General features: G+C 30.4%; 29 protein-coding genes and 1 riboswitch. Of the genes, 6 read left to right on the forward strand and 23 right to left on the reverse strand.

All coding sequences use genetic code 11. The annotated features are described in order from the left end of the window. Nucleotides 1-67: 67 nt before the first annotated feature. Nucleotides 68-157: riboswitch (glycine riboswitch) on the reverse strand. Between the two features lie 31 nt (nt 158-188). Genes ACTTAS_RS04720 through ACTTAS_RS04730 form a run of 3 tightly spaced genes read right to left on the reverse strand, consistent with a single transcriptional unit; the run spans nt 189 to nt 2669 of the window. Continuing rightward, complete coding sequence (locus ACTTAS_RS04720; RefSeq protein ID WP_440678511.1) at nt 189-1061, reverse strand: DMT family transporter; 873 nt, start codon at nt 1059-1061, stop codon at nt 189-191. Further along, a complete protein-coding gene (locus ACTTAS_RS04725; protein WP_440678512.1) occupies nt 1061-2002 on the reverse strand; it encodes a biotin-dependent carboxyltransferase family protein in 942 nt (313 codons plus the stop codon). Before ACTTAS_RS04725 ends, ACTTAS_RS04720 begins: the two co-directional genes overlap by 1 nt. Beyond that, nucleotides 1992-2669 carry an allophanate hydrolase subunit 1 gene (locus tag ACTTAS_RS04730; RefSeq protein ID WP_440678513.1) on the reverse strand — a complete coding sequence of 226 codons (678 nt, stop codon included), beginning with the start codon at nt 2667-2669 and terminating at the stop codon, nt 1992-1994. Before ACTTAS_RS04730 ends, ACTTAS_RS04725 begins: the two co-directional genes overlap by 11 nt. 28 nt (nt 2670-2697) lie before the next feature. On the opposite strand from ACTTAS_RS04730, the gene ACTTAS_RS04735 reads away from it, so the two are divergent. From ACTTAS_RS04735 to ACTTAS_RS04745, 3 genes are read left to right on the forward strand one after another with little or no spacing between them, the layout of a single operon-like run. Next, on the forward strand, nt 2698-3471 hold the full coding sequence (locus tag ACTTAS_RS04735; protein WP_440678990.1) for a 5-oxoprolinase subunit PxpA: 774 nt from the start codon (nt 2698-2700) through the stop codon (nt 3469-3471). After that, the gene (locus ACTTAS_RS04740) at nt 3471-3977 is read left to right on the forward strand and encodes a tetratricopeptide repeat protein (RefSeq protein WP_440678514.1); all 507 of its coding nucleotides are present in this window, start codon (nt 3471-3473) and stop codon (nt 3975-3977) included. The genes ACTTAS_RS04735 and ACTTAS_RS04740 overlap by 1 nt, the downstream gene beginning before the upstream one ends. Nucleotides 3978-3981: 4 nt before the next feature. Then, nucleotides 3982-4767 (forward strand): putative hydro-lyase, encoded by a 786-nt coding sequence (locus ACTTAS_RS04745; RefSeq protein ID WP_440678515.1) that lies wholly within the window; start codon nt 3982-3984, stop codon nt 4765-4767. On the opposite strand, the gene ACTTAS_RS04750 is transcribed toward ACTTAS_RS04745, so the two are convergent. The 4 genes from ACTTAS_RS04750 to ACTTAS_RS04765 are packed head-to-tail and all read right to left on the reverse strand — an operon-like array spanning nt 4768 to nt 8063. Then, nucleotides 4768-5475, reverse strand: a complete 708-nt coding sequence (locus tag ACTTAS_RS04750; RefSeq protein WP_440678516.1) for an ABC transporter ATP-binding protein — start codon at nt 5473-5475, stop codon at nt 4768-4770. It abuts the gene before it with no gap. Further along, complete coding sequence (locus ACTTAS_RS04755) at nt 5465-6187, reverse strand: ABC transporter ATP-binding protein (protein WP_440672476.1); 723 nt, start codon at nt 6185-6187, stop codon at nt 5465-5467. Before ACTTAS_RS04755 ends, ACTTAS_RS04750 begins: the two co-directional genes overlap by 11 nt. Beyond that, complete coding sequence (locus tag ACTTAS_RS04760) at nt 6184-7197, reverse strand: branched-chain amino acid ABC transporter permease (protein WP_440678517.1); 1014 nt, start codon at nt 7195-7197, stop codon at nt 6184-6186. The genes ACTTAS_RS04755 and ACTTAS_RS04760 overlap by 4 nt, the downstream gene beginning before the upstream one ends. Continuing rightward, the gene (locus tag ACTTAS_RS04765) at nt 7197-8063 is read right to left on the reverse strand and encodes a branched-chain amino acid ABC transporter permease (protein WP_440678518.1); all 867 of its coding nucleotides are present in this window, start codon (nt 8061-8063) and stop codon (nt 7197-7199) included. The genes ACTTAS_RS04760 and ACTTAS_RS04765 overlap by 1 nt, the downstream gene beginning before the upstream one ends. A gap of 147 nt (nt 8064-8210) precedes the next feature. On the opposite strand from ACTTAS_RS04765, the gene ACTTAS_RS04770 reads away from it, so the two are divergent. Both ACTTAS_RS04770 and ACTTAS_RS04775 read left to right on the forward strand, forming a co-directional pair. Continuing rightward, nucleotides 8211-9467 carry an ABC transporter substrate-binding protein gene (locus ACTTAS_RS04770; RefSeq protein ID WP_440651084.1) on the forward strand — a complete coding sequence of 419 codons (1257 nt, stop codon included), beginning with the start codon at nt 8211-8213 and terminating at the stop codon, nt 9465-9467. 100 nt (nt 9468-9567) lie between these two features. Further along, entirely contained in the window at nt 9568-10179 is a 612-nt protein-coding gene (locus tag ACTTAS_RS04775; RefSeq protein ID WP_262589620.1) for a YjbE family putative metal transport protein, read from the forward strand. Here the strand turns inward: ACTTAS_RS04775 and panB are convergent. From panB to ACTTAS_RS04825, 10 genes are read right to left on the reverse strand one after another with little or no spacing between them, the layout of a single operon-like run. Beyond that, complete coding sequence (panB, locus tag ACTTAS_RS04780; RefSeq protein WP_440678519.1) at nt 10176-10952, reverse strand: 3-methyl-2-oxobutanoate hydroxymethyltransferase; 777 nt, start codon at nt 10950-10952, stop codon at nt 10176-10178. The two genes, ACTTAS_RS04775 and panB, sit on opposite strands and share 4 nt — an antisense overlap. 4 nt (nt 10953-10956) lie before the next feature. Then, nucleotides 10957-11376: a VOC family protein gene (locus tag ACTTAS_RS04785; RefSeq protein ID WP_440678520.1), complete on the reverse strand. Its 420-nt coding sequence runs from the start codon at nt 11374-11376 to the stop codon at nt 10957-10959. 27 nt (nt 11377-11403) lie between these two features. Beyond that, on the reverse strand, nt 11404-11775 hold the full coding sequence (locus tag ACTTAS_RS04790) for a VanZ family protein (RefSeq protein WP_440678521.1): 372 nt from the start codon (nt 11773-11775) through the stop codon (nt 11404-11406). Continuing rightward, nucleotides 11776-13338, reverse strand: coding sequence for a glutamine-hydrolyzing GMP synthase (gene guaA, locus ACTTAS_RS04795; RefSeq protein ID WP_440678522.1), 1563 nt, complete (start codon nt 13336-13338; stop codon nt 11776-11778). Beyond that, nucleotides 13328-13765, reverse strand: a complete 438-nt coding sequence (locus ACTTAS_RS04800; protein ID WP_440678523.1) for a tetratricopeptide repeat protein — start codon at nt 13763-13765, stop codon at nt 13328-13330. The genes guaA and ACTTAS_RS04800 overlap by 11 nt, the downstream gene beginning before the upstream one ends. After that, nucleotides 13765-14841: an IMP dehydrogenase gene (gene guaB / locus ACTTAS_RS04805; RefSeq protein ID WP_440678524.1), complete on the reverse strand. Its 1077-nt coding sequence runs from the start codon at nt 14839-14841 to the stop codon at nt 13765-13767. Before guaB ends, ACTTAS_RS04800 begins: the two co-directional genes overlap by 1 nt. 37 nt (nt 14842-14878) lie before the next feature. Beyond that, nucleotides 14879-15490, reverse strand: coding sequence for an RlmE family RNA methyltransferase (locus ACTTAS_RS04810; protein ID WP_440678525.1), 612 nt, complete (start codon nt 15488-15490; stop codon nt 14879-14881). Beyond that, a complete protein-coding gene (locus ACTTAS_RS04815) occupies nt 15491-16402 on the reverse strand; it encodes a glycosyltransferase (RefSeq protein WP_440678526.1) in 912 nt (303 codons plus the stop codon). Beyond that, nucleotides 16402-17208 carry a CDP-diacylglycerol--serine O-phosphatidyltransferase gene (pssA, locus tag ACTTAS_RS04820; protein ID WP_262589630.1) on the reverse strand — a complete coding sequence of 269 codons (807 nt, stop codon included), beginning with the start codon at nt 17206-17208 and terminating at the stop codon, nt 16402-16404. Before pssA ends, ACTTAS_RS04815 begins: the two co-directional genes overlap by 1 nt. A 2-nt stretch (nt 17209-17210) precedes the next feature. Further along, a complete protein-coding gene (locus ACTTAS_RS04825) occupies nt 17211-17858 on the reverse strand; it encodes a phosphatidylserine decarboxylase (protein ID WP_440678527.1) in 648 nt (215 codons plus the stop codon). A 76-nt stretch (nt 17859-17934) separates the two neighbouring features. Between ACTTAS_RS04825 and ACTTAS_RS04830 the strand changes: the two genes are divergently transcribed. Beyond that, complete coding sequence (locus ACTTAS_RS04830; RefSeq protein ID WP_440678528.1) at nt 17935-19149, forward strand: NADP-dependent isocitrate dehydrogenase; 1215 nt, start codon at nt 17935-17937, stop codon at nt 19147-19149. Here ACTTAS_RS04830 and alaS read toward each other — a convergent pair. From alaS to ACTTAS_RS04860, 6 genes are all read right to left on the reverse strand, one after another. Beyond that, a complete protein-coding gene (gene alaS, locus ACTTAS_RS04835) occupies nt 19141-21807 on the reverse strand; it encodes an alanine--tRNA ligase (RefSeq protein ID WP_440678529.1) in 2667 nt (888 codons plus the stop codon). The genes ACTTAS_RS04830 and alaS overlap by 9 nt on opposite strands. 94 nt (nt 21808-21901) lie before the next feature. Continuing rightward, nucleotides 21902-23056: a recombinase RecA gene (recA, locus tag ACTTAS_RS04840; protein ID WP_440678530.1), complete on the reverse strand. Its 1155-nt coding sequence runs from the start codon at nt 23054-23056 to the stop codon at nt 21902-21904. A 107-nt stretch (nt 23057-23163) separates the two neighbouring features. Beyond that, nucleotides 23164-24462 (reverse strand): TolC family protein, encoded by a 1299-nt coding sequence (locus ACTTAS_RS04845; protein WP_440678531.1) that lies wholly within the window; start codon nt 24460-24462, stop codon nt 23164-23166. After that, complete coding sequence (locus ACTTAS_RS04850) at nt 24459-25385, reverse strand: uridine kinase (RefSeq protein ID WP_440678532.1); 927 nt, start codon at nt 25383-25385, stop codon at nt 24459-24461. The genes ACTTAS_RS04845 and ACTTAS_RS04850 overlap by 4 nt, the downstream gene beginning before the upstream one ends. Nucleotides 25386-25392: 7 nt before the next feature. Further along, the gene (locus ACTTAS_RS04855; protein WP_440678533.1) at nt 25393-25758 is read right to left on the reverse strand and encodes a GFA family protein; all 366 of its coding nucleotides are present in this window, start codon (nt 25756-25758) and stop codon (nt 25393-25395) included. A gap of 13 nt (nt 25759-25771) precedes the next feature. Beyond that, complete coding sequence (locus tag ACTTAS_RS04860) at nt 25772-26155, reverse strand: VOC family protein (protein ID WP_440678534.1); 384 nt, start codon at nt 26153-26155, stop codon at nt 25772-25774. Between the last annotated feature and the right edge of the window lie 142 nt (nt 26156-26297).

A 26297-nucleotide genomic window follows, 5' to 3' on the forward strand; every position in this document is an offset into this window, starting at 1 on the left:
CGTACCCATCTGTATTTTTGCCTGAGAGTTTTACTCCTTCGGCGAGAACTCAATCTCTTTCCAGAGTTAATATAATACGGTCCTTTTACCTGAGAGTTTCCTGGGCGGTTGCTCCTTCGGTGTCACAAAGTTTGTGATCTCTCCCGTTAGCAAATATTCTAATAAATACTGTTTAATGTCAAATGTTATTAGATCGCTTTTTTTTCTGAGGTATATAAATTGTAAAATTGAAGTAAAACTGCAAAAATAACTATTGATCCTCCAATTATCACTATGAAAGGCGGTTGTTCATTTATAAACAACCACGCCCAAAAAGGACCTAGCACTGCTTCTGTTAACATTATGATTCCAACCATTGCTGATGGTGTTCGTTGAGCTCCGATAGTAATAAATATAAAACCTAATCCTAATTGTAAAAATCCAGCTAAAAATCCTAAAAAAATATCATTTGGAGATATCATTATTTTTTCAGACATTAGATAACCAATTAACAGCGCAAAGACTCCTGCAACAAATTGGGCTGGAACCATATCAACAGTTGGATATTTTCTTACTACTAAAATTAATGTAGCAAATGATATGGGCATTATGAATGCTGCTATATTTCCAGACATTTGACCTGGAGATAAAGAACTTCCAACCATTAGAAGTATTCCTGAAATTGCAAGAATTATTGAGGTTAAAGTAATTGCTGAAATTTTTTCTTTTAAAAAAAAATAACCGAATATTGCTAGGAAGATTGTTTGTGTTTGAATAATAAAATTAGCATTAGCAACTGTTGTGTTATACATCGCAAATACATAACCACTAAAACCGAGTGATAAAATAAATCCACCAAAGAAACCAGGATACCCTAAATTATAAAAGGATCTAAATACTTGTTTTTTATAGGTTAAAGCTAAGTACAAGCTAATAACAATTAAGAAAAATACTGTTCTCCAAAATAATATTTGCCAAAGAGTTGCTCCTTCAAATGATTTTACAATCAAACCTCCAAAACTAAGACTACACGCACCTAAGAAAATTAAAAAAGGCCCCGGAAGTTTTCTAATAATATTCATTATATTTGAGTGAGTAAGTTCTGAGTATCCATCTCATACAATTTAAACAAAGTTTCTGCATCAGATAAATTTATCTCTTTAAATTTGATTTTTGAGCCAGGTGATATTTGTACTAACCGATCATAATCAACACTAGCTACCACACCAATTTTTGGATATCCTCCTATAGTACCATGGTCTGAAAGCATAATAATTGGGTTTCCATCTGCAGGTACCTGGATAACCCCTTTCAACAAACCTTCTGATTTAATATTAGTATTTACAATATTTTCAATTTTTGGACCCTCTAACCTCATTCCCATTCTGTCTGAAAGTTTTGATACAGAAAATTGTTTTTCAAAAAATATCTTTTTTCCTTCCTCTGAAAAATAATCAAAGTTTGGTCCTTTTATTACTCTAATATTTTCAACTTTAGAGTTTATATAATTAGTCTTTTTTTTACTTTGGTCTGAATTAATATTTAAAATATTTATTTTTTGACCGTTCTCTAATTTTTTTCCATTATTTGATCCAATATTTGCCTTGGTATTTATCGAACAACTATTCCATTGAAATTTTAAATCTAATTCTGCACCAGCTGCTAAATATCCATAAACTGATTTATTTGTTGAGATTAGGTTAATTTCATCTCCACTTTCAATTTGATAACTCTCATAACATTTGCCATCAATTTCTATACCACTTTTAATAATTTTAAAAACCACATCACCTGTAACTGCAATATTAATTTTATCTCCGGAATATTTTAAATGTGGTCCTTGATATGCAAATTCTATCACTGGTGAATTTAATTTATTACCTGCCAGCTTATTAGCTAAACTATAATTTCTATTATCCATCGCTCCACTAAATGGAATTCCTATATGATACAAATTATTTCTTCCTTGGTCTTGAAAGGTTGTGTTCACTCCAGCTCTTATAATTTCGAAATTATTTTTCATTGTAATTATTATATTTTTCAAGATTTATTTGTTTAAAAACTACTATATCGCCAGGATTTATTAAATTTGGCTCTTCCTCTTTTGAATTATCAAAAACATCTACAGGTGTATTACCAAGTATGTTCCATCCACCAGGGCTTTCAAATGTATAAATATTTGCAAATTGTTCGGTTAAAGCAACTGATCCTTTTGGGACTTTTACTCTTGGTGTTTCTAATCTTGGTACTCTCATGTTTTCATCCAAATCACCTAAAAATGGCATACCAGCTATAAATCCTGTCATGTAACAAAAATATTCCTTACTAAAAAAATTTTCTAAAATTTTATCTCGCTTGATATTTAATTTTTCTTCTAATCTTTTAATATCTAGAGAAAATTGATCATCACAACAAACTGGAATTTCTATTTTGTTACTATTGTTATCTTGAGTTTCATTAACGTTTAAATTTTCAATTAATTTTTTAACTTCTTTAAAGTTTGTTTTTCTAAGGTCATAAGAAACTATTAATTTATTATAAGAAGGAGTAAGATTATTTATACTTTCAACGTTTTCTTTTTTTAAAGCTTTAAAATATTTTATTACTTCAGAGTTAACTGATTTATTTACCTCTGTACCAAAATCGCAATAAACAGCTGCGTCACCAAGATTTGATATATTTTTTATCATGGCATGTTATACTTCAACAATTAGAACTATGGAAATTAATATAAATTGTGATTTAGGTGAAAAATCAAAACACCATTCAAATAAATATGATCCAGATTTACTCGATATAGTAAATTCTGCTAACGTTGCATGTGGATTTCATGCCGGTGATGAAGAATCCATGAACCAAGTAGTTCAAATATCGAAAAAAAACGGTGTAAGTATTGGCGCTCATCCATCATTCAATGACCCAGAAAATTTTGGAAGACAAAGAATGGACCTTGCACCTGAAGAAGTTAGAAAATTAATTATTGATCAATATGAAATTTTACAAAAGATTGCTCAAGATCATGGAGAAAATGTTACTCATATAAAACCACATGGAGCATTAAACAATATGGCGTGTGAGGATATTGATTTAGCGACTACTTTAGCAAAAGCGATCAATGAAATAAGTAAAGATTTGATTTATTTAGTACCTACTGGATCTAAAATGGAACAAGCAGCTAAAAAATTAGATATGAAAATTGCCTGTGAAATTTTTGCAGATAGAACCTATGAAGATGATGGAAATTTAGTTTCTAGAAAAAAATCACATGCATTAATTACTGACCCTGAAGAAGCTAAAAAACATGTATTGAGTATGGTAAAAAATCAGGCACTGAATTGTCACAGCGGAAAGCAAATACCTTGTGAAATAGACTCTGTGTGCATACATGGTGATAATGAAAGTTCACTTGCTACTGCAGTATCAATTAGAGAAAATTTGATTGAAAATGGACTTAATTTGAAACCTTTAAGTAAAATGGAGAAATTTTTATAATGATAAAAAAGATAATAATTACATTAATTTTAGTTTTATTTTCTACAAACACTTTTTCAGCTGGTTCAAGCTCTAATAGTTCTAATGATTCTAAAAAAACAATAAAAATAAAATCTGATTATCAAAAAGCTGTTCAAGCAATTAAATTTGCAAAAAAGTTTGAAAAAAAAGGTAAATTGGAAAAAGCTAAAAAAAGATATGAAAAAGCTCAAAAACTCCTTTTAAAATCAAACGACAAAAAACCAAATCAAGCAGATACGCTTAACTATCTTGGTTTTACAACAAGAAAACTTGGTGATTTTGAAAATGGAGAAAAATATTATCTTCAAGGTCTAGCAATCAAACCAGACCATATTGGAATAAATGAGTATCTAGGTGAATTATATGTTGCCACAAATAGAATGGATTTAGCTAAAGAAAGACTTAAAGTATTGGAAACTTGTAACTGTGAAGAATACAACGAGTTAAAAGAAATAATAGAAGGAACAAAGAAATCTAAATACTAATTTAATGCTAGATATTCAAAATCCATTAGAGGCAAGAAAAGTTATAAGAGAAAATAATTACAAAAAGCAAACTGCAGGTGCTGCTAACAAGTATGTTCAAGGAAATCTTTGTATCTTACCAAGCAAATATGCAATGGACTTTGCTTCTTTCTGTCAAAAAAATCCAAAACCTTGTCCATTAATTGGATTTGGTACTAAAGGAGATCCTTCATTAAAAGATCTTGGTGATATTGATATTAGAACTGATGTTCCCCAATATAGAGTATGGGAAAAAGGAAAATTAGTTGATGAGCCATATGATATTAAAAAATATTGGAATGAAGATTTAACAACTTTTGTTCTAGGATGTTCAATGTCTTTTGAGCTGCCTTTAATTGAAGCCGGTATTCCAATTCAACACATAGAAAACAATACTATTGTTCCAATGTACAAAACTTCAATAGATTGTGAACCTGCTGGACAATTTTCAGGAAAACTAGTTGTATCCATGAGACCCTTAAGTTCAAAGGATACAATTAGATCAATTCAAATTAGTTCCAGATTTCCAGCTGTGCATGGTGCACCAGTACATGTTGGTAATCCAGATGAAATTGGAATTAAAGATATAATGAAACCTGAATATGGTGATCCCCCTAGAACAATAAAGAATAATGAAATTCCTGTATTTTGGGCATGTGGTGTTACTCCTCAATCTGTTTTAGAAAATTCAAAACCTGATTTTTGTATTACTCATAGTCCAGGTAAAATGCTTATTACTGATAAACTAAATAACGATCTTGCTGCTTTTTAATTAATTTCCTAAAAAAACTTTAGTAACTTTTTCATTATCAATTAAATCTTCAGATTTACCATCGATAACTAATCTTCCACTTTCTAAAACATACCCTCTATCTGCCATACTTAATGCAAGTCTTACGTTTTGTTCTACAAATAAAATTGATATCCCTTCTGCAACTATATTTTTAAATATCTTAATTAAATCTTTCATAACTATTGGTGATAGACCTAAAAAAGGTTCATCCACCATCAAAAGTTTAGGTAAACCCATCATACCTCTAGCTATAGCTAACATTTGTTGTTCACCACCAGACATTGTTTTTGCTAACTGATCTGATCTAGTTTCTAACTTTGGAAATATTTTATAAACTTTGTTTAATGAATTTGTTAACTCTTCTTTTGCCTTAGGATGCCAAGCACCCAGTAAAAGATTTTGTTTAACAGTAAGATGAGGAAATACCCTTCTTCTTTCAAGTACATGTGAAATTCCTAATTCAGTTCTTTTGTAAGTTGGAATATTTGAAATTAAGGTATTGTCAAAAGTAATAGATCCTTTTTTATGCTCAACTAAATTACTTATAGTGTTTAACACTGTACTTTTACCAGACCCGTTTGGTCCTAAAAGTGCAACCATTTCAGCTTTATTTACATTAATAGAAACATCCCAGATAACTTGAAAATCATCATACAAAACATCAATATTTTTTACATCAAGCAGCATCAAATGTTCCTAGGTAAGCATCTATTACTTGTTTGTTGTTTTGAATTTCTTTTGGTTCTCCAAATGCAATTCGTTTTCCTTGATCTAACGCAAGAACATTATCCGAAATTTCCATAATAATATTAATATTATGTTCTATAGTGATAATCGTTACACCTGTCTTTTTTAATTTTTTAACAAGTTCTACAAGTCCAGGAATAGTCTTTTGGTCTACACCGCCTGTTACTTCGTCCATCAAAAGTAATTTGGGATCAATAGCCATAGCTCTAGCCATTTCTAATCTTTTTCTCTGTCCAGTTGATAACTCTTTTGCAAAGTGATGTCTTTTTTCAATCAAATCTACAAAATCAATGATCTCTAAGGCTCTATCTCTTGCTCTCTTGATATCTTTTTCTTTAACAAATGCTCCTATCATAACATTTTCAAGTAATGTTTGGTCTGCAAATGGTTTTAGTTTTTGAAAAGTTCTACCTACTCCAAGATTGCTAATTTTATCAGGGCTAATTCCAAAAATATTTTTATCAAAAAATTTAACTTTTCCAGTGTCTGGTTTTGTAAAACCAGTAATCAAATCAAATAAAGTAGATTTACCAGCACCATTAGGTCCTATCACTCCTAAAATTGACCCTTCTTCAACGTCAAAAGAAATATCTCTATTTGCATGAATTCCACCAAAAGATTTACTTAGATTTTCGACAGTTAATATTTTCATCGTTGTTTTTTTCTTTCTAAAATATCTTTAGGAACAAATGAGATCAGACCACTTGGTCTAAAAATACAAATAATCATTAAAATCAAACCATAAAAAATTAAGTCAACAGCGCCACCTGTGCCCCCTAAATAAATTCTTGAATATTCTGAAATTGGTACAAGTATTGCAGCTCCTATAATTGGACCCCAAACATTTCCTATTCCACCTAGTACTGTGATTAATAAAACTATAATTGATATCTCAATATTAAAAACTCTATCTGGATCAATAATTAAAATATATTGAGCAAATAAACTACCCATCGGAGCCATAATCATTGCTGAAATCACATAAGCTATAATTTTATAATTTGAAACATTGATACACAAACTTAATGCTGCTTGTGGATCGTCTCTAACTGCTCTTAATCTGTAACCAAGTTTTGATCTACTCAACAACCATACTAAAAAGAATGTGATTAAAAAGAATATTAAAAAAACGTAATAATAGGGAGCTTTACTGCTGTGAAACTGCAATGCAGACCATGAGTCTTCTGGTGTCATTGTGACCCATAATCCTGATGCAGCTCCTACTAAATCCCATCTTTGAAAAACTACTTGGAAACTTATTCCAATTAATAAAGTGGCAATTGCAAAGTAGTGACCACTTAATCTCAGCATTGGTATGCCAATTAAGACTGCAAAAATTGCTGAAACAAACATGCCAAAAAATATACTGATCCATGGTGTTATTCCGTACTCCATATAAAAAAATGAAGTTGCATAGGCACCTATTCCAAAAAATGCTCCATGACCTAAACTAATTTGACCAGAAAAACCTGCAATTACATTCCAAGACTGAGCCATAACTGCATGCATAAAAATCATAATAAACAAATGCAAATAAAATGAATTCATCCCAAAAAGTGGGAGTGCAAACAAAAGTATAATTAAGCCAGCAATAATTGATATCACTCTATTGTTTGTATTCCAAATCGGTTCTGATTTCGCAATTGCTAACTTACTATCCATTAATACCTACCAAACAGACCTTGAGGCTTATAAATTACAACTAAAAGATAAATTGCAAATACATATAAAAGTTTAAATGATGGATCGATCAGCAATCCACCTAAAGATTCTACTAATCCGATAATTATACCAGCATATAAACACCCAATAATACTTCCAAAACCTCCTAGAGCTACAGCAACAAAAGCAAATAGTGCAAAATTAATACCAACATCAGTAAAAATAAAAAAATAATTTGCCATCATTCCACCCGCTACTCCTACACAACCAAGGCCAATCGCCCAACCAATTGCAAACATTTTATTTGATGGGATTCCTAAAATTTCAGCAGCGTGTCTATCTTGTGCTGTTGCTTGAAGAGCTAATCCAGTTTCTGTTTTTGTTACAAACCAATACAAACCAAAAAATGCAAACAAACAAACAAGACTTGCATATAATTGAGGTTGACCAATAAACACAGATCCAATTTCAATACGTCCCTCTAGTAAAGGCTCATCAACGTTTCTAAAGTCTGGTGTCCATAATAATTGAGCGATCGATCTAATAAAAATAGATAATCCAAATGTTGCACAAATTTGGATAAGCATTTTTGCTTTTAAAATGTATCGAATTAAAAAATAATGAGTAACAATTCCACAAAATGCCAACAAAAGTATAGTAATTGGAATTGAAAACAGTGGATCTAAACCAAATAAAGACCAAAGCCAAAATGATGAAAACATAGACAACATCAAATGCTCTCCATGAGCAAAGTTTACAATTTCCATTAATCCAAAAATTAAACTTAAGCCTGCTGCGATTAATGCATAGATTAATCCCATCATTAAGCCTGTGACTATAGCTTGAATTATAATTTCAGAAGTCATTTGGTTTATTATTAAAGTATATATAAAGAATGTATATATTAAACAAATACTTCTTAAGCATAGATAAAATAAAAAAACTAAATCATTGAATTGATTAATTGAATAGTATTAAGTTAGATATTTAAAAATTAAACAAGAGGGAAAAAAATGAGAAAATTAATTCTTACAGTATTTACTTTTTTTTCATTAGTATCTGCGCCAGCAATTAGTTACGCAGAAGATGTAAAAATTGGAGTACTTTATCCACTTACAGGACCTGTTGCGCAGGTAGGTAAAGATGCTGTTGCAGCAGTTAAAACAGCTTTGGATATTATCAATAACAGTCACAACATTCCAGGTATGCCACTTGCAAAAGATGCCGGATTAAAAGGATTGGGCGGCGGTAAAATATCTATCGTTGTTGGAGACCATGGTGGAAAACCAGATATCGGTGTTGGTGAGACTGAGAAAATGTTAAATTCTGATAAAGTTCATGCAATGTTTGGAGCTTACTACTCATCAGTAACTGGTGCTGCTAGTCAAGTATCTGAGAGAGCAGGAATACCTTGGGTAAACGGTGAGTCTACTTCTCCAAAATTAACAACAAGAGGATTTAAATACTTCTTCAGAGTTACTCCACACGATGGTGAGTTTACTCAGCTTATGTTTGAATTCATGAACGACTTTAACAAAAAAAATAGTAATAAGTTAAAGACACTAGGTATTATTCATGAAGATACATTGTGGGGTGCTGACAGTGGTGGAACTCAAGACAAAATGGCTAAAGAACAAGGTTATGATGTTATAGAGAAAATTAGCTACAAAGCTAAAACAACAACTTTAAGTTCTGAAGTACAAAGATTGAAAGCAAAAAACCCAGATGTTTTATTGCCTTCATCTTATACAGCTGATGCGTATTTGTTTTTAAATACTGCAAAAGAACTTGATTATAATCCTAAACTTTTAGTTGCTCAAAACGCTGGTTATACAGATCCTAAATTCATAGACACAATGGGAAGCAAAGCAGAAGGTGTAATTACAAGATCACCTTTTAACACTGACTTAGCAAAAACTATTCCTATGATTGGAACTGTAAATGACTTGTTTAAAACACACTCTGGTGGAAGAGATTTATCAGATGTACCTGCAAGAGCATTTACAGGTTTTATGGCTTTAGCTAATGCAATTAATAATGCTGGATCAACAGATCCTGAGAAAATCAGACAAGCTCTAGTAAATCTAGATATGTCATCTGAGTCTTTAATTGTTCCTTACAGAGGAATTAAATTTGGTGCAGATGGTCAAAACGAAAAGACTAGAGGTATTTTAATGCAAGTTCAAAATGGAAAATACTGTACAGTATATCCATTTGAATTAGCAGCTTGTGAGTTAAAATATCCTATGCCTACTTGGTCTGAAAGATAATTTAATAAAAATACAATTATTAAGGCGGTCAAATTTTTTGACCGCCTTTTTTTATTCTTTTGATTGCAATCTTCTTAAATTGAAATAATAATTAGACATCTTGATTGAAGAGCTCATAATTCTAACCCAAATTATTTTTATCACTATTATCTTAACAGCAGATAATGCTGTGATAGTTGGTTCTATTGCATCAAATTTTGTACCCAAAAATAGAAAGCAAATTATCTTATGGGGAGTAATTGGAGCATTTGTATTTAAAATCTTTTTTGCAATCTTTGCTACTTTTTTATTTGAATTTTATTTTATAAAAATTTTAGGTGGGTTATTGTTGGTATGGATAGTTAATGATTTAAGAAAAGACCTCGTTGATATTAAAAACATAAAACCTTCAGTTAAAAAAACAAAACAACCATCATATATAAATAGTATAGGTAAAGTGCTGTTTGCTGATCTGATGATTAGTTTTGATAATGTAATTGGTGTTGTTGCTGCAGCACAAGGATATTTTGGCTATATGATTTTTGGTCTTGTGCTATCGGTTGTCCTTACAGGTGCATTAGCAACTTATATGGCTAATTATATTCAAAAACATATTTGGATAGCTTATATTGGTTTAATATTTATTTTAGTTGTTGGTCTACAATTAATTATTGGTGGGTTGGTAGATCTTGAGATATTAAATATTAACGAGGAATTTAAAAAATACTTTTAATTAAAAGAGTGTTTTTTTGTGGGGAATTTTCTTTCTTTAACCTCATTAGCGTATTTAGAAACTGCTTTTGATATTTCTTTCTTTATATTTGTATATTTCTTAACAAATCTAAATTTAATTGGATTTAAACCTATCAAATCATCAAAAACTAAAATTTGACCATCGCAATTATTAGATGCTCCTATTCCAATTGTTGGAATAGTAACACTTTTAGTTACTTGTTTTGCTAATGATGTTTGAACACACTCTAAAACCATACAAAATGCACCAGCTTCTTCAATTAACTTTGCATCTCTTATAATGTTTTCTTTTTCACTTTGTTTCTTACCTTTAAATCTAAATGTTTTATCTGACTGAGGTAAAACTCCTATATGACCCATTACAGGTATATTATTTTTAACTAAGATTTTAATAGTATTTATAATTTTCTTTCCTCCTTCTAATTTTACCCCATCACATTTAGTTTTTTTCATAATTAATTTTGCGTTTTTCAATGCCTCTTTAGGATTACGATAAGTATTATGAGGCATATCAACAATCATTAAACTTTTTTTAATACCCATACGAACACTCTTGGAATGTTCGATCATTGTATTCAAAGTTACTTCTCTAGTAGACTTATAATTATATAAAACTGATCCAAGCGAATCTCCCACTAAAATTAGATCACAATAATTGTCTAAAACTGAAGCAGTATTTTTAGAGTAAGCAGTTAAGGTTACTAATTTAGTTTTATTTTTTTTCTTAATAAAATCTGAAATCTTTTTATTCATCGACTTACCAGGAGCCGGTATTTTCCATTGAAGACCAAGGCTCTTTAGGCTCTAAGTTTCCTTCTTGTAGAATTTCTATTGAAATTTTGTCAGGTGATCTAACAAATGCCATATGACCATCTCTTGGTGGTCTATTTATAGTATAACCCATGTCCATTAATCTTTGACATGTCTCGTAAATGTTATCTACTCTATATGCAAGGTGACCAAAATTTCTAGAACCTTCGCCTAGCTCATCTCCATCCCAATTATAGGTTAACTCAATTTCTGCCTTTTCATCGTTAGGAGCTGCAAGAAAAATTAAAGTGAATCTTCCTTTTTCATTTTCCATTCTTCTTGTTTCTTTTAAACCTAGACCTTCGCAGAAGAATCTTAAAGACTCATCTACATTTTTAATTCGGATCATTGTGTGTAAATATTTCATTAATTAAGCTTATAGATGAAAAATACTCTAATTCAAAAGTTTATTTTTATTAATTATTTTGTTGATAACTATTCCCAAAGTTAAACCTATTAGAATACCTAAATTGTTAAATATAAAATCCTCTAGTTCTCTAAATCTATTTACATAAGGCTGAATTATTTCAATCAAACCACTATAAAAAGAAAACAAAATTATTATCAAAACATAATTCGAAGGTCTTCTTAATCCAACACCAATTGCAAGTGCTGAATATGCAATCAAATGATGAATTTTATCACTTCCAGGAATGCTAGGTTGTTCTTTTAAAGGATACAAAGAGAGAAATGTGATTATTATAAAAACTAAAGATGTGTAAATTTTCCAATTTTCATAAAAAAAAAAGAGAGTTTTTTTAAACATTTACTCTAATTCAATAGTACTAGGTGGTTTAGAGGTAATATCATAAACCACTCTGTTAATGCCTCTTATGCTATTAACAATTTTGTTAGAAATAGTTTGCATAAAAGATTTTTTAAACTCATAAAAATCTGCAGTCATTCCATCTTCAGAGGTAATTGCTCTTAGTAAACATAAATATTCATATGTTCGATTATCACCCATAACTCCAACTGTTTTTACTGGAAGTAATGCTGCATATGCTTGCCAAATTTTGTGGTAAAGCCCATGATCTCTTAAAGCCTGAATAAAATAATGATCAGCCTCTTTTAAAATTTTAATTTTTTCATTTGTTATAATACCGGGCATTCTGATTGCTAGACCTGGACCAGGAAATGGATGTCGTGAAATTATTTGATGACTTAAATTTAGCTCTAAACCTAATTTTCTAACTTCATCTTTAAATAGAAATTTTAATGGCTCTACTAACTTTAAATTCATTTTTTTAGGTAAACCACCTACATTATGATGAGATTTTATTTTGGAAGTTTGGCTTCCTGTCACAGACTTACTTTCAATTAAATCAGGGTACAAAGTCCCTTGTGCCAAAAATTTTACATTTTTTATTTTCTTCGCATACCTTTCAAAAATTTTGATGAATAGATTTCCTATTATTTTTCTTTTTCTCTCTGGATCGGAAACATTTTTTAATTTACTTAAAAATTCCTTTTCAGCATTCACGTAGATTAAATTCATTTTTAATCTTTTTTTAAAAGTTTGAACAACCTGAACTTCTTCGTTTTTTCTAAGCAATCCAGTGTTTACAAAAATACAATACAGTTTTTTACCTATTGCTTTATTCAATAATTGAGCAACCACACTACTATCTACGCCACCTGATAACGCGCAAATAACTTTATTATCTCCAACTTGAGACTTTACATCTTTAATTAATTGTACCTTTTGATCTTTTGATGACCAATTTTTCTTAATTTTACAAATAAGAAAAATAAAATTGCTAATCAGTTTTTTTCCGTTTTCTGTATGAGTTACCTCTGGATGAAACTGGACACCATAATAATTTTTGATTTTATTTTCTACAATTGCAAATTTTGAATTTGAGCTTGAAGCAATTACTTTAAAATTTTTAGGTAGTTTGGATACTTGATCGGCATGGCTCATCCAGACCACTTTAGATTTTTTTGTACCAAAAAAATTATTAGTTAAGAGACTTTTATTTTTTTTAATTACATTTGCCAAACCAAATTCACGGTGCTTTGATTGTTTTACTTTTCCACCATTAAGTTTAGATAATATTTGATGGCCAAAACAAATACCAAGAACAGGAATATTCAGTTCCAAAATTTTTTTGTCAAATGAATATTTATTAATTTGATAAACATTCAGAGGACCTCCTGATAAAATTATACCTTTTACGCTTTGATTAATTTGATTAAGTTTAATTTTTTTATGACTTACAATATCAGAGAAAACTCCAAGCTCTCTAATTCTCCTTGCTATTAATTGAGTAAATTGTGAACCAAAATCTACAATTAAGATTTTGTTAAGACTGTTATCAAGACTCATTACTTGGTTCTAGATTTTTTAAAGACTCTAAAATTTCATTATTTTCATCACATAATGAATTACATACTTGAACAAATGTTTCAGATAATTCTTTAACTTTATCGTAATTAGATTTTTCAAGTGCAATTTTCATTAGCATTAAAATAGCTTCTTCATTTTGAGGATCAATTAATAAAGTGGTTTCTAAGTTGTATTCTTCTTTTCTTTGATCTTCCTCGTGATTATAAATTTTTGCTAAATACAAATATGAATTTGCATCCTTTGGATTAAATACAATATTTCTCTCAAATAAAAATCTCGCATCCTCATATTTTTCTTTTTCATACAATTTAATTGCTTCATTAAAAAAATTTTCCTTTGAAAAAGAATTAGACTGAAACAAAACAATTAAAACAACCGGTAAAATAAATTTCAAAATTTTATTCATTAATATTTACTATCATTTTTGATTACATCTACATTATGAACCATACTTTCATAAAATCCAGCTTTAGTAATTTTAACAAATTGTGGTTTATTTCTCAATTTCACAATTTCTTTTGAACCAAGATAACCCATAGATGATTTAAGGCCACCAATTAATTTAAAAATAATGCTACCAACATCTCCCTTGTATTTCACAAATCCCTCTACTCCTTCTGGTACATACTTAGATGTATCTTTTTGTTTAGTTTGAAAATATCTATCAGCTGAACCTTTGTTCATTGCACCTACTGATCCCATCCCTCTAAAGCTTTTAAATAATTTTCCATTTTTCTTAATTAATTTACCAGGTGTTTCATCTGTTCCTGCAAATAAAGAACCTATCATTACAGCGTCTGCCCCAGCTGCAAAAGCTTTTGCCAAATCTCCTGAATATTTAATTCCACCATCAGAAATTATTTTTACATTTTTATTTTTAAGTCCGTTTCTTACAGATAAGATTGCACTTAATTGTGGAACACCAATTCCAGCAACTAACCTTGTTGTGCAGATTGATCCTGGTCCAATACCAACTTTAATAATATCCACCCCTAAATTAATTAAAAATTTTGCTGCTTCAGGTGTAGCAATATTTCCAGCACATAAAGCGATATTCTTATCTTTAATTTTTTTTATAAATTTAACTATTTCTCCCACTTTTTTGGTATGGCCGTGGGCAGTATCTACTACAATTAAATCTACACCTTCTTTAAGAATGGCTTTTGCTCTATCAAATTCAGCAATTGATGCTCCAACAGCTGCACCAACTAATAATTTTTGTTTTTTTACTTTTTTAATTTCTAATATTTGTTTTTGGATATCTAAATTTCTGTGAATAACTCCAATTCCTCCAGCTTTACCAATTGCTATTGCCATATTGCTTTCTGTAACAGTGTCCATTGCAGAAGATAAAAGTGGGATTTTAAGTTTTAAATTTTTCGTTAAATTTACAGATGTATTTACTTCAGATGGTAATATCTCCGAGTACTTTGGGGCTAACGTAACATCGTCAAAGGTGAGTGCTTCTTTTATAGGAACCATGATCTTTTATATACGATTCCTTTTAATTTTAAAGTCTCTATCTAAGTTTTTTACAAATTATAAAACTTTCTTTTGAATCTTTTCTACTCGATTTAGGTTTAAAAACCTTAACTTCTTTAAAATATTTTTTACCTTCTGCGACTATTTCGTTGAAAGTTCCGCCCATAAAGATTTTAGAAACAAAGTAACCATTTTCATTTAATAAATCTTTTGCAAATACCATTGCTTCTTTACAAAGCTCTCCTGTTTGAATTGAATCAATATTTTTAATTCCTGTGGTATTTACAGCCATGTCTGACATCACAACATCTACTTTAGTGGTTGTATTTTTTTTTATCTCTTGCCGAACTCCTTCTTCAGTGAAATCACCTTGTATTTGAAGACTTGATCCAATTGGCTCCATCTTTTTCAAATCAATTGAAATTAATTTCCCATTCTTAGATACTTTATTTGCATATTGGGACCAGCTTCCAGGAGCAGCTCCAATATCAATAACAGTTAATCCACCTTTAAAAATTTTAAATTTTTCGTCAATCTCTATAAGTTTGTAGGCAGATCTTGCTCTATAACCATCAACTTTTGATTGTCTAACGTATGTATCTCTTCGCTGTTTGTTGACCCAATTTTTTGAAATTTTATTTTTTTTCAATTAATTTTCAAATCTTAAGCTTTTATTTAATATCTTGCCATCAAGAGTTTGGATTTCTATTTTAATATCTTTATTTACTCTCATATCTTGATTGTTTTTCCAAATGCCAGCGGCAAGGTGCATTATTCCAATTTTGTAATTGGGCAAATAAGGTTCAACAAATGTATTATTTACCTGATCAAATTTTGGTAAAAGATTGCTTGTTATCCAGTTACAATTTAAAGGTAAAAATTCAGTTTCAATATTATCATGATAAACCGAAATGTTCATTGCAAGTTGTTCAGAGCCAAAAATATCTCCACCTTTTAAAGTTTCTCTAAGATTATTTTGCCAAATTTCCCAAGATTTAGAATTTTTTTCTAAAGAAAAAACACCTATATTTATATGAGGTGCAAAAGCTAATTTCCTAGCTTTGTCCAAATTAATTTTAGATTTTACTGCATGTTTAAAATTTTGAGATTTAATTACTGCGAGTTTTCCAAAAACCCAATTTACTTTTGAGGTAATTTTATAACCTGGTCCAATAGTTTGGGTTATTCCCAATTTATTGTCATCACATGCTTTAAAATATAATTCTACTGTTTGCCAATCATTGACCCAAGCATCACAATCAATCCACAAAAATTTTTCATAATTAGGAAAATATTTTGGGAGAAATGCCCTTGAAACTTGACTTTTTAACCACTCTCTTCCTTTAATTTTGTTTTCTGGAACTTTAATATCCCACTCTGCAGATTTAATTTCATCTACTTTAGATAACAATTTATTTTTTTGTTCTTCTGATAATCCGGCATCCAAAATACATATTGCAGTATCTTTGCTCGCCTCGAACTGTTTGATGGAGTCTATTAATTCATCCAATAAAGGGAAATAATTAGAGTCTGCTAAAGAAACAATGGTATTTTTTTTCATTACAATACATCTTCGAGATCGTCATCTTCATCGTCATAATTCTGACCTTCGTTTTGTTTTTTAAGTTTTTGATAATGAAAAAAGCTTATTGGGAGCATAGTTAGATAAATTAAAGCACTTAATGAAATTACATTAAAAGGATAAATTAACAATAATCCAAAGAATAAGACAATTCCAAATAATAAGAATATTGTTGCTTTTCTTTGTATCACAATTTTTTTAAATGAATAACTTGGAAACTTACTAATCAATAAAAAAGAGGTGACGATAAAGAAAATTGGCACAATAATCGCATAATCTATTTTAAATAATTCAATACTAGACATACTAAATATCAGTGGTGTTAATACTAAAATTCCACCAGCTGGAGAAGGAACACCTTCAAAAAAATTATCTCTCCAAGATGGTTCGCCTCCTGTATTCACATTGAAACGAGCCAGTCTTAGCGCAACACAAATTACGTAAATTAAACAGACTAACCAACCAAACCTTCCAAGTTCATTTAATTTCCAAAAATACATTATAAATGCAGGAGCAACTCCAAAGCTTATCATGTCTGTTAAGGAGTCTAGTTCTTTCCCTACTTTTGAAGTGCCTTTGATTAATCTTGCTATTCTTCCATCCAATCCATCAATGACTGCTGCAATAATTATTGCAATGATTGCAAACTCATATCTTCCATCTAAAGCAAATCTTATAGAAGTTAGACCAATACAAACACCTATAAGTGTAAGCATGTTGGGTAAAATTACTCTTGCACTCCTTTTTTCAGGAACTATTTTAAAATTTTTTTTGGGTTGTTGCATATCTATCTTTTGGCTAATAGAGTTTCACCTGATATCGCAGTCTGACCAATTTTAACCAACGGTTCATAATTTTCATAATATACGTCTGCTCTACTTCCAAATCTTATCATGCCAATTCGATCTCCTTGGTTAAGAGTTTGATCCTTATTGGTCTCACAAACAATTCTTCTAGCAACCAAACCTGCTATTTGAACTATTACGATATCATTTCCATGATTATCTTTTAATTTATAATAATTCCTCTCATTGTCTTCGCTCGCTTTATCCAATGAAGCATTTAAAAATTTTCCTGGCTTGTATAAAATATCTTCAACTTTTCCCGAACAAGGAGTTCTATTTACATGACAATCAAATACGTTCATGAAAATACTAATCTTTTTAAATTTCTTGTTTTCTAAATTTAATTCTTTTGGTCCATCTACCTCTTCAACTTTAATTATCTCTCCGTCTGCTGGACTTACTAGATAATTATCATCTCCTATGATTATTCTTTCAGGATCTCTAAAGAAATAATAAACCCATATTGTTAAGAGCAATCCAATTAATCCTAAAAATCCATTCACTAATAACAAGATGATTGTGATGAAACCTGCGATTACAATAAACTTGTAACCTTCAGTGTGTATCTTTGGAAATATCTTGGTAAACATATTCTTCTATTTGCTAATTTTCGATTAATATGTATATAAACCAATCAAATTCAATTAATAAGATAAATTTAATTTAATGAGCAAAATCAAGGTAAATAACCCAGTTGTAGAGTTAGATGGCGATGAAATGACTCGAATTATCTGGGAGTTTATTAAAAACAAATTAATTCTTCCATATATAGATCTTGGCATCGAATATTACGATCTTGGAATGAAAAGCAGAGATAATACAGATGACCAGATCACAATAGACTCAGCAAATGCTATCAAAAAAATTGGTGTTGGAATTAAATGCGCAACAATCACACCAGACGAAGCAAGAGTAGAAGAATTTGATTTAAAAAAAATGTGGAGATCTCCAAATGGAACAATAAGAAACATTATTGGAGGAACAGTTTTCAGAGAACCAATTATTTGTAAAAATATTCCAAAGTTGGTTCCTTCGTGGACAGATCCTGTGATCATTGGAAGACATGCTTTTGGTGATCAATATAGAGCAACTGATTTTAAAGTACCTGGTAAAGGTAAAATGGAAGTTAAGTGGACATCAGAAGATGGAAAAGATGAAATAAAATATGAGGTATTTAATTTCACTGGTCCTGGTGTAGCACTATCAATGTATAATTTAGATAAATCTATTCAAGACTTTGCAAGATCATGCTTTAGCTATGGATTAATTAAAAAGTGGCCAGTCTATATGTCTACAAAAAATACAATTTTAAAACAATACGACGGAAGATTTAAAGATATTTTCCAAGAAGTTTTTGACAACGAATACAAAGAAGAATTTGAAAAACATAAATTAACTTATGAACACAGATTAATTGATGACATGGTTGCATGTGCAATGAAATGGAGTGGAAAATATATCTGGGCTTGCAAAAATTATGATGGTGATGTCCAGTCCGATACTATGGCTCAGGGTTATGGATCATTAGGATTAATGACAAGTACTCTGTTAACTCCTGATGGAAAAGTGATGGAAGCTGAGGCTGCTCATGGAACTGTTACTAGACACTATAGAATGCATCAACAAGGAAAAGAGACTTCTACAAATCCTATTGCATCTATATTTGCATGGACAAGAGGATTGGCTCACAGAGGAAAATTAGACAATAATCAAGAATTAATTAAATTTGCTCAAACATTAGAGGCTGTATGTATTGAGTGTGTTGAAAATGGATCTATGACAAAAGATTTAGCAATTCTTGTTGGACCGAACAGTAAATTTTTAACTACTAATCAGTTTTTAGATGAAATTGATGGTAATCTTAAGAAAAAATTAAATTAAAGATTTTATTTTTTCAAAAGCATCATTGATTTTGGATTGGTTTTGACCACCAGCTTGAGCAAAGTCTTTTCTTCCACCGCCTCCTTTGCCTCCGATTACTTCTGAACCTGCTTTTACAAATTGTACTGCATCAAATTTTTCGGTTAGTTTTTCTGTGACACCTACAGCAATGCCAACTTTTTCATCTTTGCTTGCAAAAACAATTACAATACCTTCACCTAATTCTTTTTTACCTTTGTCTACAAGTTTTCTTAATTCTTTAGGCGGAAGATCTTCAACATTTTGAAATCTTACTTTCACTCCATTGACATCTAGATCATTAACTTTATTTTTGGATTGATCTTGTAATATTGAATTAACTGATAAAGTTTCTAATTGTTTATTTAAATTTTTGATTAAAACTTTTTTATCACTTTCATCTAAATTAGGCTTTCCACCAAATTCTGAAATTTGCTTACTCAATTCGTTAATTTGTTCATCATCTTTTTCAGATGATAAATTTAACATTTTCTCTTTATTTTTAAGGTAATCCTCTAGTTGCTTATCTCTTAAAGCCTCTACTCTTCTAACACCTGCAGCAATTGAAGATTGGCTAATAATTTTAAATTTACCAATATCACCGGTGTTTTTTACATGAGTTCCACCACATAGCTCAGTTGAAAAGTATTTTTCTCCCTCATCTCCCATTGATAATACTCTTACTTCATCTCCATATTTCTCACCAAATAGAGCTAACGCTCCATTATCAACTGCCTCTTTCGGTGTCATAATTCTTGTGGTTACATCAGATTGTTTAGAAATCATGTCATTTACATGACTTTCTATTTTTACCATCTCATCATCTGAAATTGGTTTCATATGACTAAAATCAAATCTTAATCTTTCTGGCTCAACTAGAGATCCTTTTTGAGTAACGTGCGGACCTAAAACTCGTCTTAGAGACTCGTGTAATAAATGAGTTGCTGAATGATAAGCTCTTGTATCATTTCTTTTTTCAATATTGATTTTCATTTCAACATCTTGCTCAAGCTTTATTGATCCTTTTTTCACTTTTCCATAATGAACAAATAAATCTCCTAGTTTTTTTTGAACATCAGTTACTTCAAATTCAAATTCATCTTTAGAGATCAATCCTGTGTCGCCTACTTGACCTCCAGACTCTGCATAAAAAGGGGTTTGATTAACAACAATAATACCTTCGTCACCTTCATTTAAAGTATCAACTTCTTTATGATTTTTAAGAAGTGATTTTATTACTCCTTGTGCTTGATCATTTTCATATCCTAAAAATTCTGTAGCTCCATGTTTTTCTTTAACTCCATACCAAACTTGCTCAACCGCACTATCTCCAGATCCTTTCCAATTTTTTCTAGCAAGCTCAATACTTTCTCTCATCAGCTCACCAAATCTTTCTTTATCAAATTCTAAAGATTTTGATTTTAAAATATCTTCTGTAAGATCAATTGGGAAACCATAAGTTTCATAAAGTTTAAAGGCAATATCACCTGGTAAAACTTTGTCTATTTTAGAAATTTCATCATTTAAAATTTTAATTCCTCTATCTAAAAGAACTAAAAATTTTTCTTCTTCCATCTTTAAAGTTTCTTTAATTAAAGACTCTGCTCTTTTAAGTTCAGGATAATTTCCTGACATTTCGTTTAACAATGTATCAAACAATTTTGAAAATACTGGATCCTTAGCTCCTAACAAATGAGAGTGCCTCATCCCTCTTCTCATAATTCTTCGAAGCACATACCCTCTTCCTTCATTAGATGGTAATACTCCTTCAGCAATTAAAAATGAACTTGCTCTTAAATGATCAGCAATAACTCTAAAGCTAGATAGATTAGATTTATCAGATTTAATTTTAATTATATCTGAGGCTGAATTAATTATTTTTTTAAAGTGGTCCGTCTCATAATTATCATGAGTACCTTGCAATAATGCAGCAATTCTTTCTAAACCCATTCCAGTATCAACAGAGGGTTTTGGAAGATTTATTCTTTTGTCTTTTGTAACTTGTTCAAATTGCATAAAGACCAAGTTCCATATTTCGATAAATCTATCTCCGTCTTCATCTTTGGTACCAGGCAATCCTCCATGTAAATGATCACCATGATCGAAAAATATTTCTGAACAAGGTCCACATGGTCCTGTTTCACCCATGGACCAAAAGTTATCTGAAGTTGCTATTCTAATAATTCTATCATCGCTAAAACCTGCTATTTTCTTCCAAAAATTAAAGGCTTCATCGTCCTCATGGAAGACCGTTACATAAAGTCTATTTTTATCTATTCCAAAATCTTTAGTGATTAAATTCCATGCATAATCAATTGCTTGTTCTTTAAAATAATCTCCAAATGAAAAGTTTCCTAACATCTCAAAGAAAGTGTGGTGGCGAGGTGTATAACCAACATTTTCTAAATCATTATGTTTTCCACCTGCTCTTACACATTTTTGTGAAGTAGTTGCTCTAACATAATCTCTTTTCTCCAAACCTGTGAACACGTTCTTAAACTGAACCATTCCAGAGTTAGCAAACATTAATGTAGGGTCATTATTTGGAACTAAATTACTAGATTCTACAATCTGGTGATCGTTCTTTTCAAAATACTTTAGGAAAGTATTTCTTATTTCATTGAGAGTTTTGTCTGCCATATTTTTAAAATACAGCTTTTTTATTTTATGTCTAGATGCAGTACGGGAAAAAAGGCGCTTAAATTAAGCGCCTTTTATTAATAAAGATGACCTATTAATTCTTTTTAGATGGAGGAGTAGCTTCAGCTTTTGCTTCTTCTTCTTTTTCAGCTACTTTCTTTTCTTTTTCCAATTTTTCAGGATCTATCGGGTTTCCTTCTATTTTTTTAGAAATAACACCTGCTTTTTCCCTAATTGCCATTTCTATTTCTGCAGCAACTTTAGGATTTTGAGCTAGATAAGTCTTAGCATTCTCTCTACCTTGACCAATCTTTTCTCCTTTATAAGCATACCATGCTCCTGATTTTTCAATAATATCTGCTTTGGAACCAAGATCGACTAATTCACCCATCTTGCTAATTCCTCTTCCGTACATCAAATCAAATTCAACTACTTTAAATGGTGGAGCTACTTTATTTTTAACTACCTTCACTCTTGTTGAGTTACCAATAATTTCATCTTTGTCTTTGATGGCACCTATTCTTCTAATATCCATTCTAACAGATGAATAAAACTTAAGTGCATTACCACCTGATGTAGTTTCAGGACTTCCAAACATAACTCCAATCTTCATTCTGATTTGGTTGATGAAAATCATCATTGTATTTGTGTTTGAAATTGAACTTGTTAATTTTCTTAAAGCCTGACTCATTAATCTTGATTGAAGACCTACATGATGGTCTCCCATCTCACCTTCGATCTCAGCTTTTGGCGTTAAAGCTGCAACAGAGTCGATTACGATAACTGAAATAGAGCCTGATTTTACTAGCGTATCAGCAATTTCTAATGCTTGCTCACCAGCATCCGGCTGTGAAATTAAAAGTTCTTCAGTATTTACACCTAATTTTTTTGCATAAACTGGATCTAAAGCATGCTCTGCATCAACAAATGCACAAATTCCGCCAGCTTTTTGAGCTTCAGCAACAACTTGTAATGCTAAAGTTGTTTTTCCAGACGACTCTGGTCCATAAACTTCAATAATTCTTCCTTTTGGTAATCCGCCTATTCCTAAAGCTAAATCAAGGCTTAAAGAACCTGTTGAAACAGACTCAATATCCATAGCTCTCTTTTGGCCAAGCTTCATTACAGAGCCTTTTCCAAAATTATCTGTAATTTGAGCTATTGCAGCATCTAGTGCTTTGTTCTTTTCTTTAACATCCATTTCTTGATCTTTAGTAGATTTAACTACTTTTAGGTTACTTTTCGTCATTTTTTGCCTCTTTTTTTACGTTTTTTAACAGTCGAATCATGAATTAAATGTACACATTTTGTTCTCATTGGCAAGATCTTTGTTTTTAATGATTAAAAAAGACTGAATTACTTAAGATTTAAATAGTCGCTGTTTAAAAGACCTACTGATTTTAAAACTCTATATTGAGCTAACAAATAACTTCTTTCAGCTTCAGCAAGATTGATTTTAGCGTTAATTAAGTTTGATCTAGATTGAAGAACATCAAAAGTAGATCTTCCAGATCCACTTTCATATTCAAAGCTAATTCCTTCAGTTGCAACTTCTGAAGCTTTAACTTGTGATTGCACAGCTTGTAAAAAACTTCTTGAAGATTGTAAAGTTGACCAAGAAGATGTCACTGACTGAGTATTGTTTTTTTGTGCATTTTCTAATAACAATCTTTTCATTCCCTTGGCTTGAAGATTTTTACTTACATTAGATTTATTTTTTCCACCAAATTGGAAAGGCCATGAAACAGTTGCTTGTAAGACATCTTTTTCTCTTTCATCATAAGTTGCACTTAAGTCATCAGTGTAAGTTCTCTCTAATGAAATTTTTGCGGTAGGTGAAAGATCAGATCTTGCAATTTTTACATCTAGTTCTGATTGTCCGTATTCTATTTCAGCAATAATTAGCTCTGGACTTTTCTCTAAAGATATTTTTTTAGCTTCACTTAAATTTTGAGGGATTGTCTCTTGTGCATTATATATTTTTTTTAATTTTGCTTCTTCAGCAATAGTACCAATTACATTTTCATAATTTAATCTACTAGTTACAATGTTATTTTGAGCTTCAATATATCTTGCTTGTGCACCTGCAAGAGAAGATTGGGATTGCGCTAAATCAGATGCTGTAATCTGTCCCCTACTTAGTCTTGCATTATCTAATTCAAATTGTCTTTGAAGTAAGTTTACGTTTTCTTCATTAATATTTAATTTTTCATAAGCTAAAATTAATCCTGTATATGCTTCAATAGCTCTTAAGAAAATCTCTTGTTCTTTTTTAACTAATTTTGCTTCTGTTAAATTTAATCCTAACTTACTTTTTTCATATTCTGTTTTTCTTCCACTACCGTCAAGCAATGTTTGTTCAAGTTTAATTGAAGAAGTCATCGTATCAGTATCAGTGATAGCAGCATCTGCTCCACTTTGATTGGTAAGTTTATTGGTATCTTCAAAATTTTTTGTACTAGAAAGAGTTAAACTAGGTAACAAATCACTTCTAGACATGTTGATTACTTCTTGTTGAATTTCTAAATTTTTTCTCTCTGCTTGAAGCTCAAGATTATTATCAAAAGTTTGTTTAAGTGCTTCCTTTAAAGTTGCTGAAAATGCACTTAATGGAAAAACTAATACACAAAAGATAATTATTAAAAACTTTTTCATTTATTATATTTTATTGTCTTAATTTGATGGTTGCTATTTAAATTTAAAATAATTGTAGAATATTTTGGTGCAAATTTAAACATGTTCTGTGTAATTCTTTGGTAAGTTTGCATAAAATTAATAACATCTCCCTTACTCATTATTTTATGACTAGATTTATTTTTGGTATTTAACCACAACTTACGCTCTTGTTTAAGTCTCCATTTCTGAAGCAAACTGAAGTTTTTTGCTTTTAAATAAATCAGACAATTCAATTGATAATATAGTTTTTTATATTTTGTCTTTAGTTGCTCGTTTACATATTTTCTCCAAGTAAGATTTTGATCTTTAGTTCTTTCAAGAGAATTAATTGACTTTTTAAGTGTTTTATTAAGTTCAGCTCTTGCACCAACACACCAACCCTCAAATATAATTACATCTGGCTGCTCTTTAATATTGTACCAATTTTTTTTAGGAGACCGGTCATCGACTGCCTTATTAAAACTTGGTAACTTTATTGATTTAAAGTTTTTACTTTTTGATTTTTTAAAGAAGTCTAACATAATTTTTACATCATGTGTTCCAGGCACTCCCCTTGTCATTAACATAGGATGAACTTTATTAGATAAAGCAGATCTTTCTTTTCTAGTTTTATAAAAATCATCAATAGAAATTTTAAATACTTTTAATTTAAAATATTTTTCTAATATTATTTTTATTATCGAACTTATAGTTGTCTTGCCAGTCCCTTGTCCTCCAGCCAAACCAACAAAGTAAGGTTTTTTATTATTAGCTTTTTTTGCAATCCAAAAACACACTGGTATTAGAAAAGATTTTAGCATCTTATCTTTGTTACTAAATTTTTCTTTTGAGGTTTCTTGTGATTTAATAAATTTTAGACAATCACTTTTAACTTTTTTAAAACACTCAGCAGTAGATTGCATTAAACTTTTATTTTTCTTGATCCATTGGATGGTTTAAACCATCAAATTGAGCTATCTCTTTTACATCTTCAACTTTAACTTCATCGACACAACCTAAGTTAAATCCAGTCATTGCTGGCGCACTTCTTGGATTGTGGTGAGTGTAAATTCCACACTCAGTGCAAAAATAATGTTTAGCAACTTTTGTATGATATTGATAAAGTTTTATTTTATCTTCACCTTTTGTAAGTTTAAAATCCTCATTTTTAACCATACCCATTGTTGCATTTTTTCTTTTACAAATTGAACAATTACATCTGACAATTTTTGCTAATTCATTAACTGTAGAATTAATTTCAGCTTCTACAGATCCACAATGACAACTTAGTTTCATATATCTCCTTAATTTAAGTTAAAATACTTTTTGCTGCAATCTTATTTCCATCTAAATCACGAACGTATGCATAATAATTTCCATCTTTTCTAACACCTGGTTTACCTTCATCTGTCGCTCCTTTTGAAATTGCGACTTCATAAAATTTATCCACTGCTTCTATGGTGTCAGCCAACAAAGTAGTTTGTGAACCATTTCCAAAAGTTGCAGGCTCTCCATTTACAGGATGTGTTACATAAAATTGAACTTTATCTGGATCACTTGAATGAGCATAGCCCAAATACTTTTCTGTTTTTAAAATTCTTTTTAATTTCAAAGGTTCAAAAACAGCATCATAAAAGTCACCTGATTTTTGGTGATCATTAGAACCAACCATAACAAAATCTAAAATGTTCATAATCAAACTCAGAATTTATATATTTAAATAACCAACTTAAACTATCTATGGTTGAAGTTATCCACAAGTCCACAATATGTGGATTGGATGTTCACGTTTTGATTCACTTTTGATTCAGTTACAGACTCAAAATACAACCTAT

The organism is Candidatus Pelagibacter sp. HIMB1611, assembly GCF_052047715.1.
In the GTDB taxonomy this organism is placed as follows: Bacteria; Pseudomonadota; Alphaproteobacteria; order Pelagibacterales; family Pelagibacteraceae; genus Pelagibacter.

Excerpts from the sequence above, each read along its gene's own strand:
- ACTTAS_RS04720 (WP_440678511.1), bottom strand. The coding sequence starts at position 1,061 with ATGAATATTATTAGAAAACTTCCGGGGCCTTTTTTAATTTTCTTAGGT.
- ACTTAS_RS04725 (WP_440678512.1), bottom strand. The coding sequence starts at position 2,002 with ATGAAAAATAATTTCGAAATTATAAGAGCTGGAGTGAACACAACCTTT.
- ACTTAS_RS04730 (WP_440678513.1), bottom strand. The coding sequence starts at position 2,669 with ATGATAAAAAATATATCAAATCTTGGTGACGCAGCTGTTTATTGCGAT.
- ACTTAS_RS04735 (WP_440678990.1), top strand. The coding sequence starts at position 2,698 with ATGGAAATTAATATAAATTGTGATTTAGGTGAAAAATCAAAACACCAT.
- ACTTAS_RS04740 (WP_440678514.1), top strand. The coding sequence starts at position 3,471 with ATGATAAAAAAGATAATAATTACATTAATTTTAGTTTTATTTTCTACA.
- ACTTAS_RS04745 (WP_440678515.1), top strand. The coding sequence starts at position 3,982 with ATGCTAGATATTCAAAATCCATTAGAGGCAAGAAAAGTTATAAGAGAA.
- ACTTAS_RS04750 (WP_440678516.1), bottom strand. The coding sequence starts at position 5,475 with ATGCTGCTTGATGTAAAAAATATTGATGTTTTGTATGATGATTTTCAA.
- ACTTAS_RS04755 (WP_440672476.1), bottom strand. The coding sequence starts at position 6,187 with ATGAAAATATTAACTGTCGAAAATCTAAGTAAATCTTTTGGTGGAATT.
- ACTTAS_RS04760 (WP_440678517.1), bottom strand. The coding sequence starts at position 7,197 with ATGGATAGTAAGTTAGCAATTGCGAAATCAGAACCGATTTGGAATACA.
- ACTTAS_RS04765 (WP_440678518.1), bottom strand. The coding sequence starts at position 8,063 with ATGACTTCTGAAATTATAATTCAAGCTATAGTCACAGGCTTAATGATG.
- ACTTAS_RS04770 (WP_440651084.1), top strand. The coding sequence starts at position 8,211 with ATGAGAAAATTAATTCTTACAGTATTTACTTTTTTTTCATTAGTATCT.
- panB (WP_440678519.1), bottom strand. The coding sequence starts at position 10,952 with ATGAATAAAAAGATTTCAGATTTTATTAAGAAAAAAAATAAAACTAAA.
- ACTTAS_RS04785 (WP_440678520.1), bottom strand. The coding sequence starts at position 11,376 with ATGAAATATTTACACACAATGATCCGAATTAAAAATGTAGATGAGTCT.
- ACTTAS_RS04790 (WP_440678521.1), bottom strand. The coding sequence starts at position 11,775 with ATGTTTAAAAAAACTCTCTTTTTTTTTTATGAAAATTGGAAAATTTAC.
- guaA (WP_440678522.1), bottom strand. The coding sequence starts at position 13,338 with ATGAGTCTTGATAACAGTCTTAACAAAATCTTAATTGTAGATTTTGGT.
- ACTTAS_RS04800 (WP_440678523.1), bottom strand. The coding sequence starts at position 13,765 with ATGAATAAAATTTTGAAATTTATTTTACCGGTTGTTTTAATTGTTTTG.
- guaB (WP_440678524.1), bottom strand. The coding sequence starts at position 14,841 with ATGGTTCCTATAAAAGAAGCACTCACCTTTGACGATGTTACGTTAGCC.
- ACTTAS_RS04815 (WP_440678526.1), bottom strand. The coding sequence starts at position 16,402 with ATGAAAAAAAATACCATTGTTTCTTTAGCAGACTCTAATTATTTCCCT.
- pssA (WP_262589630.1), bottom strand. The coding sequence starts at position 17,208 with ATGCAACAACCCAAAAAAAATTTTAAAATAGTTCCTGAAAAAAGGAGT.
- ACTTAS_RS04825 (WP_440678527.1), bottom strand. The coding sequence starts at position 17,858 with ATGTTTACCAAGATATTTCCAAAGATACACACTGAAGGTTACAAGTTT.
- ACTTAS_RS04830 (WP_440678528.1), top strand. The coding sequence starts at position 17,935 with ATGAGCAAAATCAAGGTAAATAACCCAGTTGTAGAGTTAGATGGCGAT.
- alaS (WP_440678529.1), bottom strand. The coding sequence starts at position 21,807 with ATGGCAGACAAAACTCTCAATGAAATAAGAAATACTTTCCTAAAGTAT.
- recA (WP_440678530.1), bottom strand. The coding sequence starts at position 23,056 with ATGACGAAAAGTAACCTAAAAGTAGTTAAATCTACTAAAGATCAAGAA.
- ACTTAS_RS04845 (WP_440678531.1), bottom strand. The coding sequence starts at position 24,462 with ATGAAAAAGTTTTTAATAATTATCTTTTGTGTATTAGTTTTTCCATTA.
- ACTTAS_RS04850 (WP_440678532.1), bottom strand. The coding sequence starts at position 25,385 with ATGCAATCTACTGCTGAGTGTTTTAAAAAAGTTAAAAGTGATTGTCTA.
- ACTTAS_RS04855 (WP_440678533.1), bottom strand. The coding sequence starts at position 25,758 with ATGAAACTAAGTTGTCATTGTGGATCTGTAGAAGCTGAAATTAATTCT.
- ACTTAS_RS04860 (WP_440678534.1), bottom strand. The coding sequence starts at position 26,155 with ATGAACATTTTAGATTTTGTTATGGTTGGTTCTAATGATCACCAAAAA.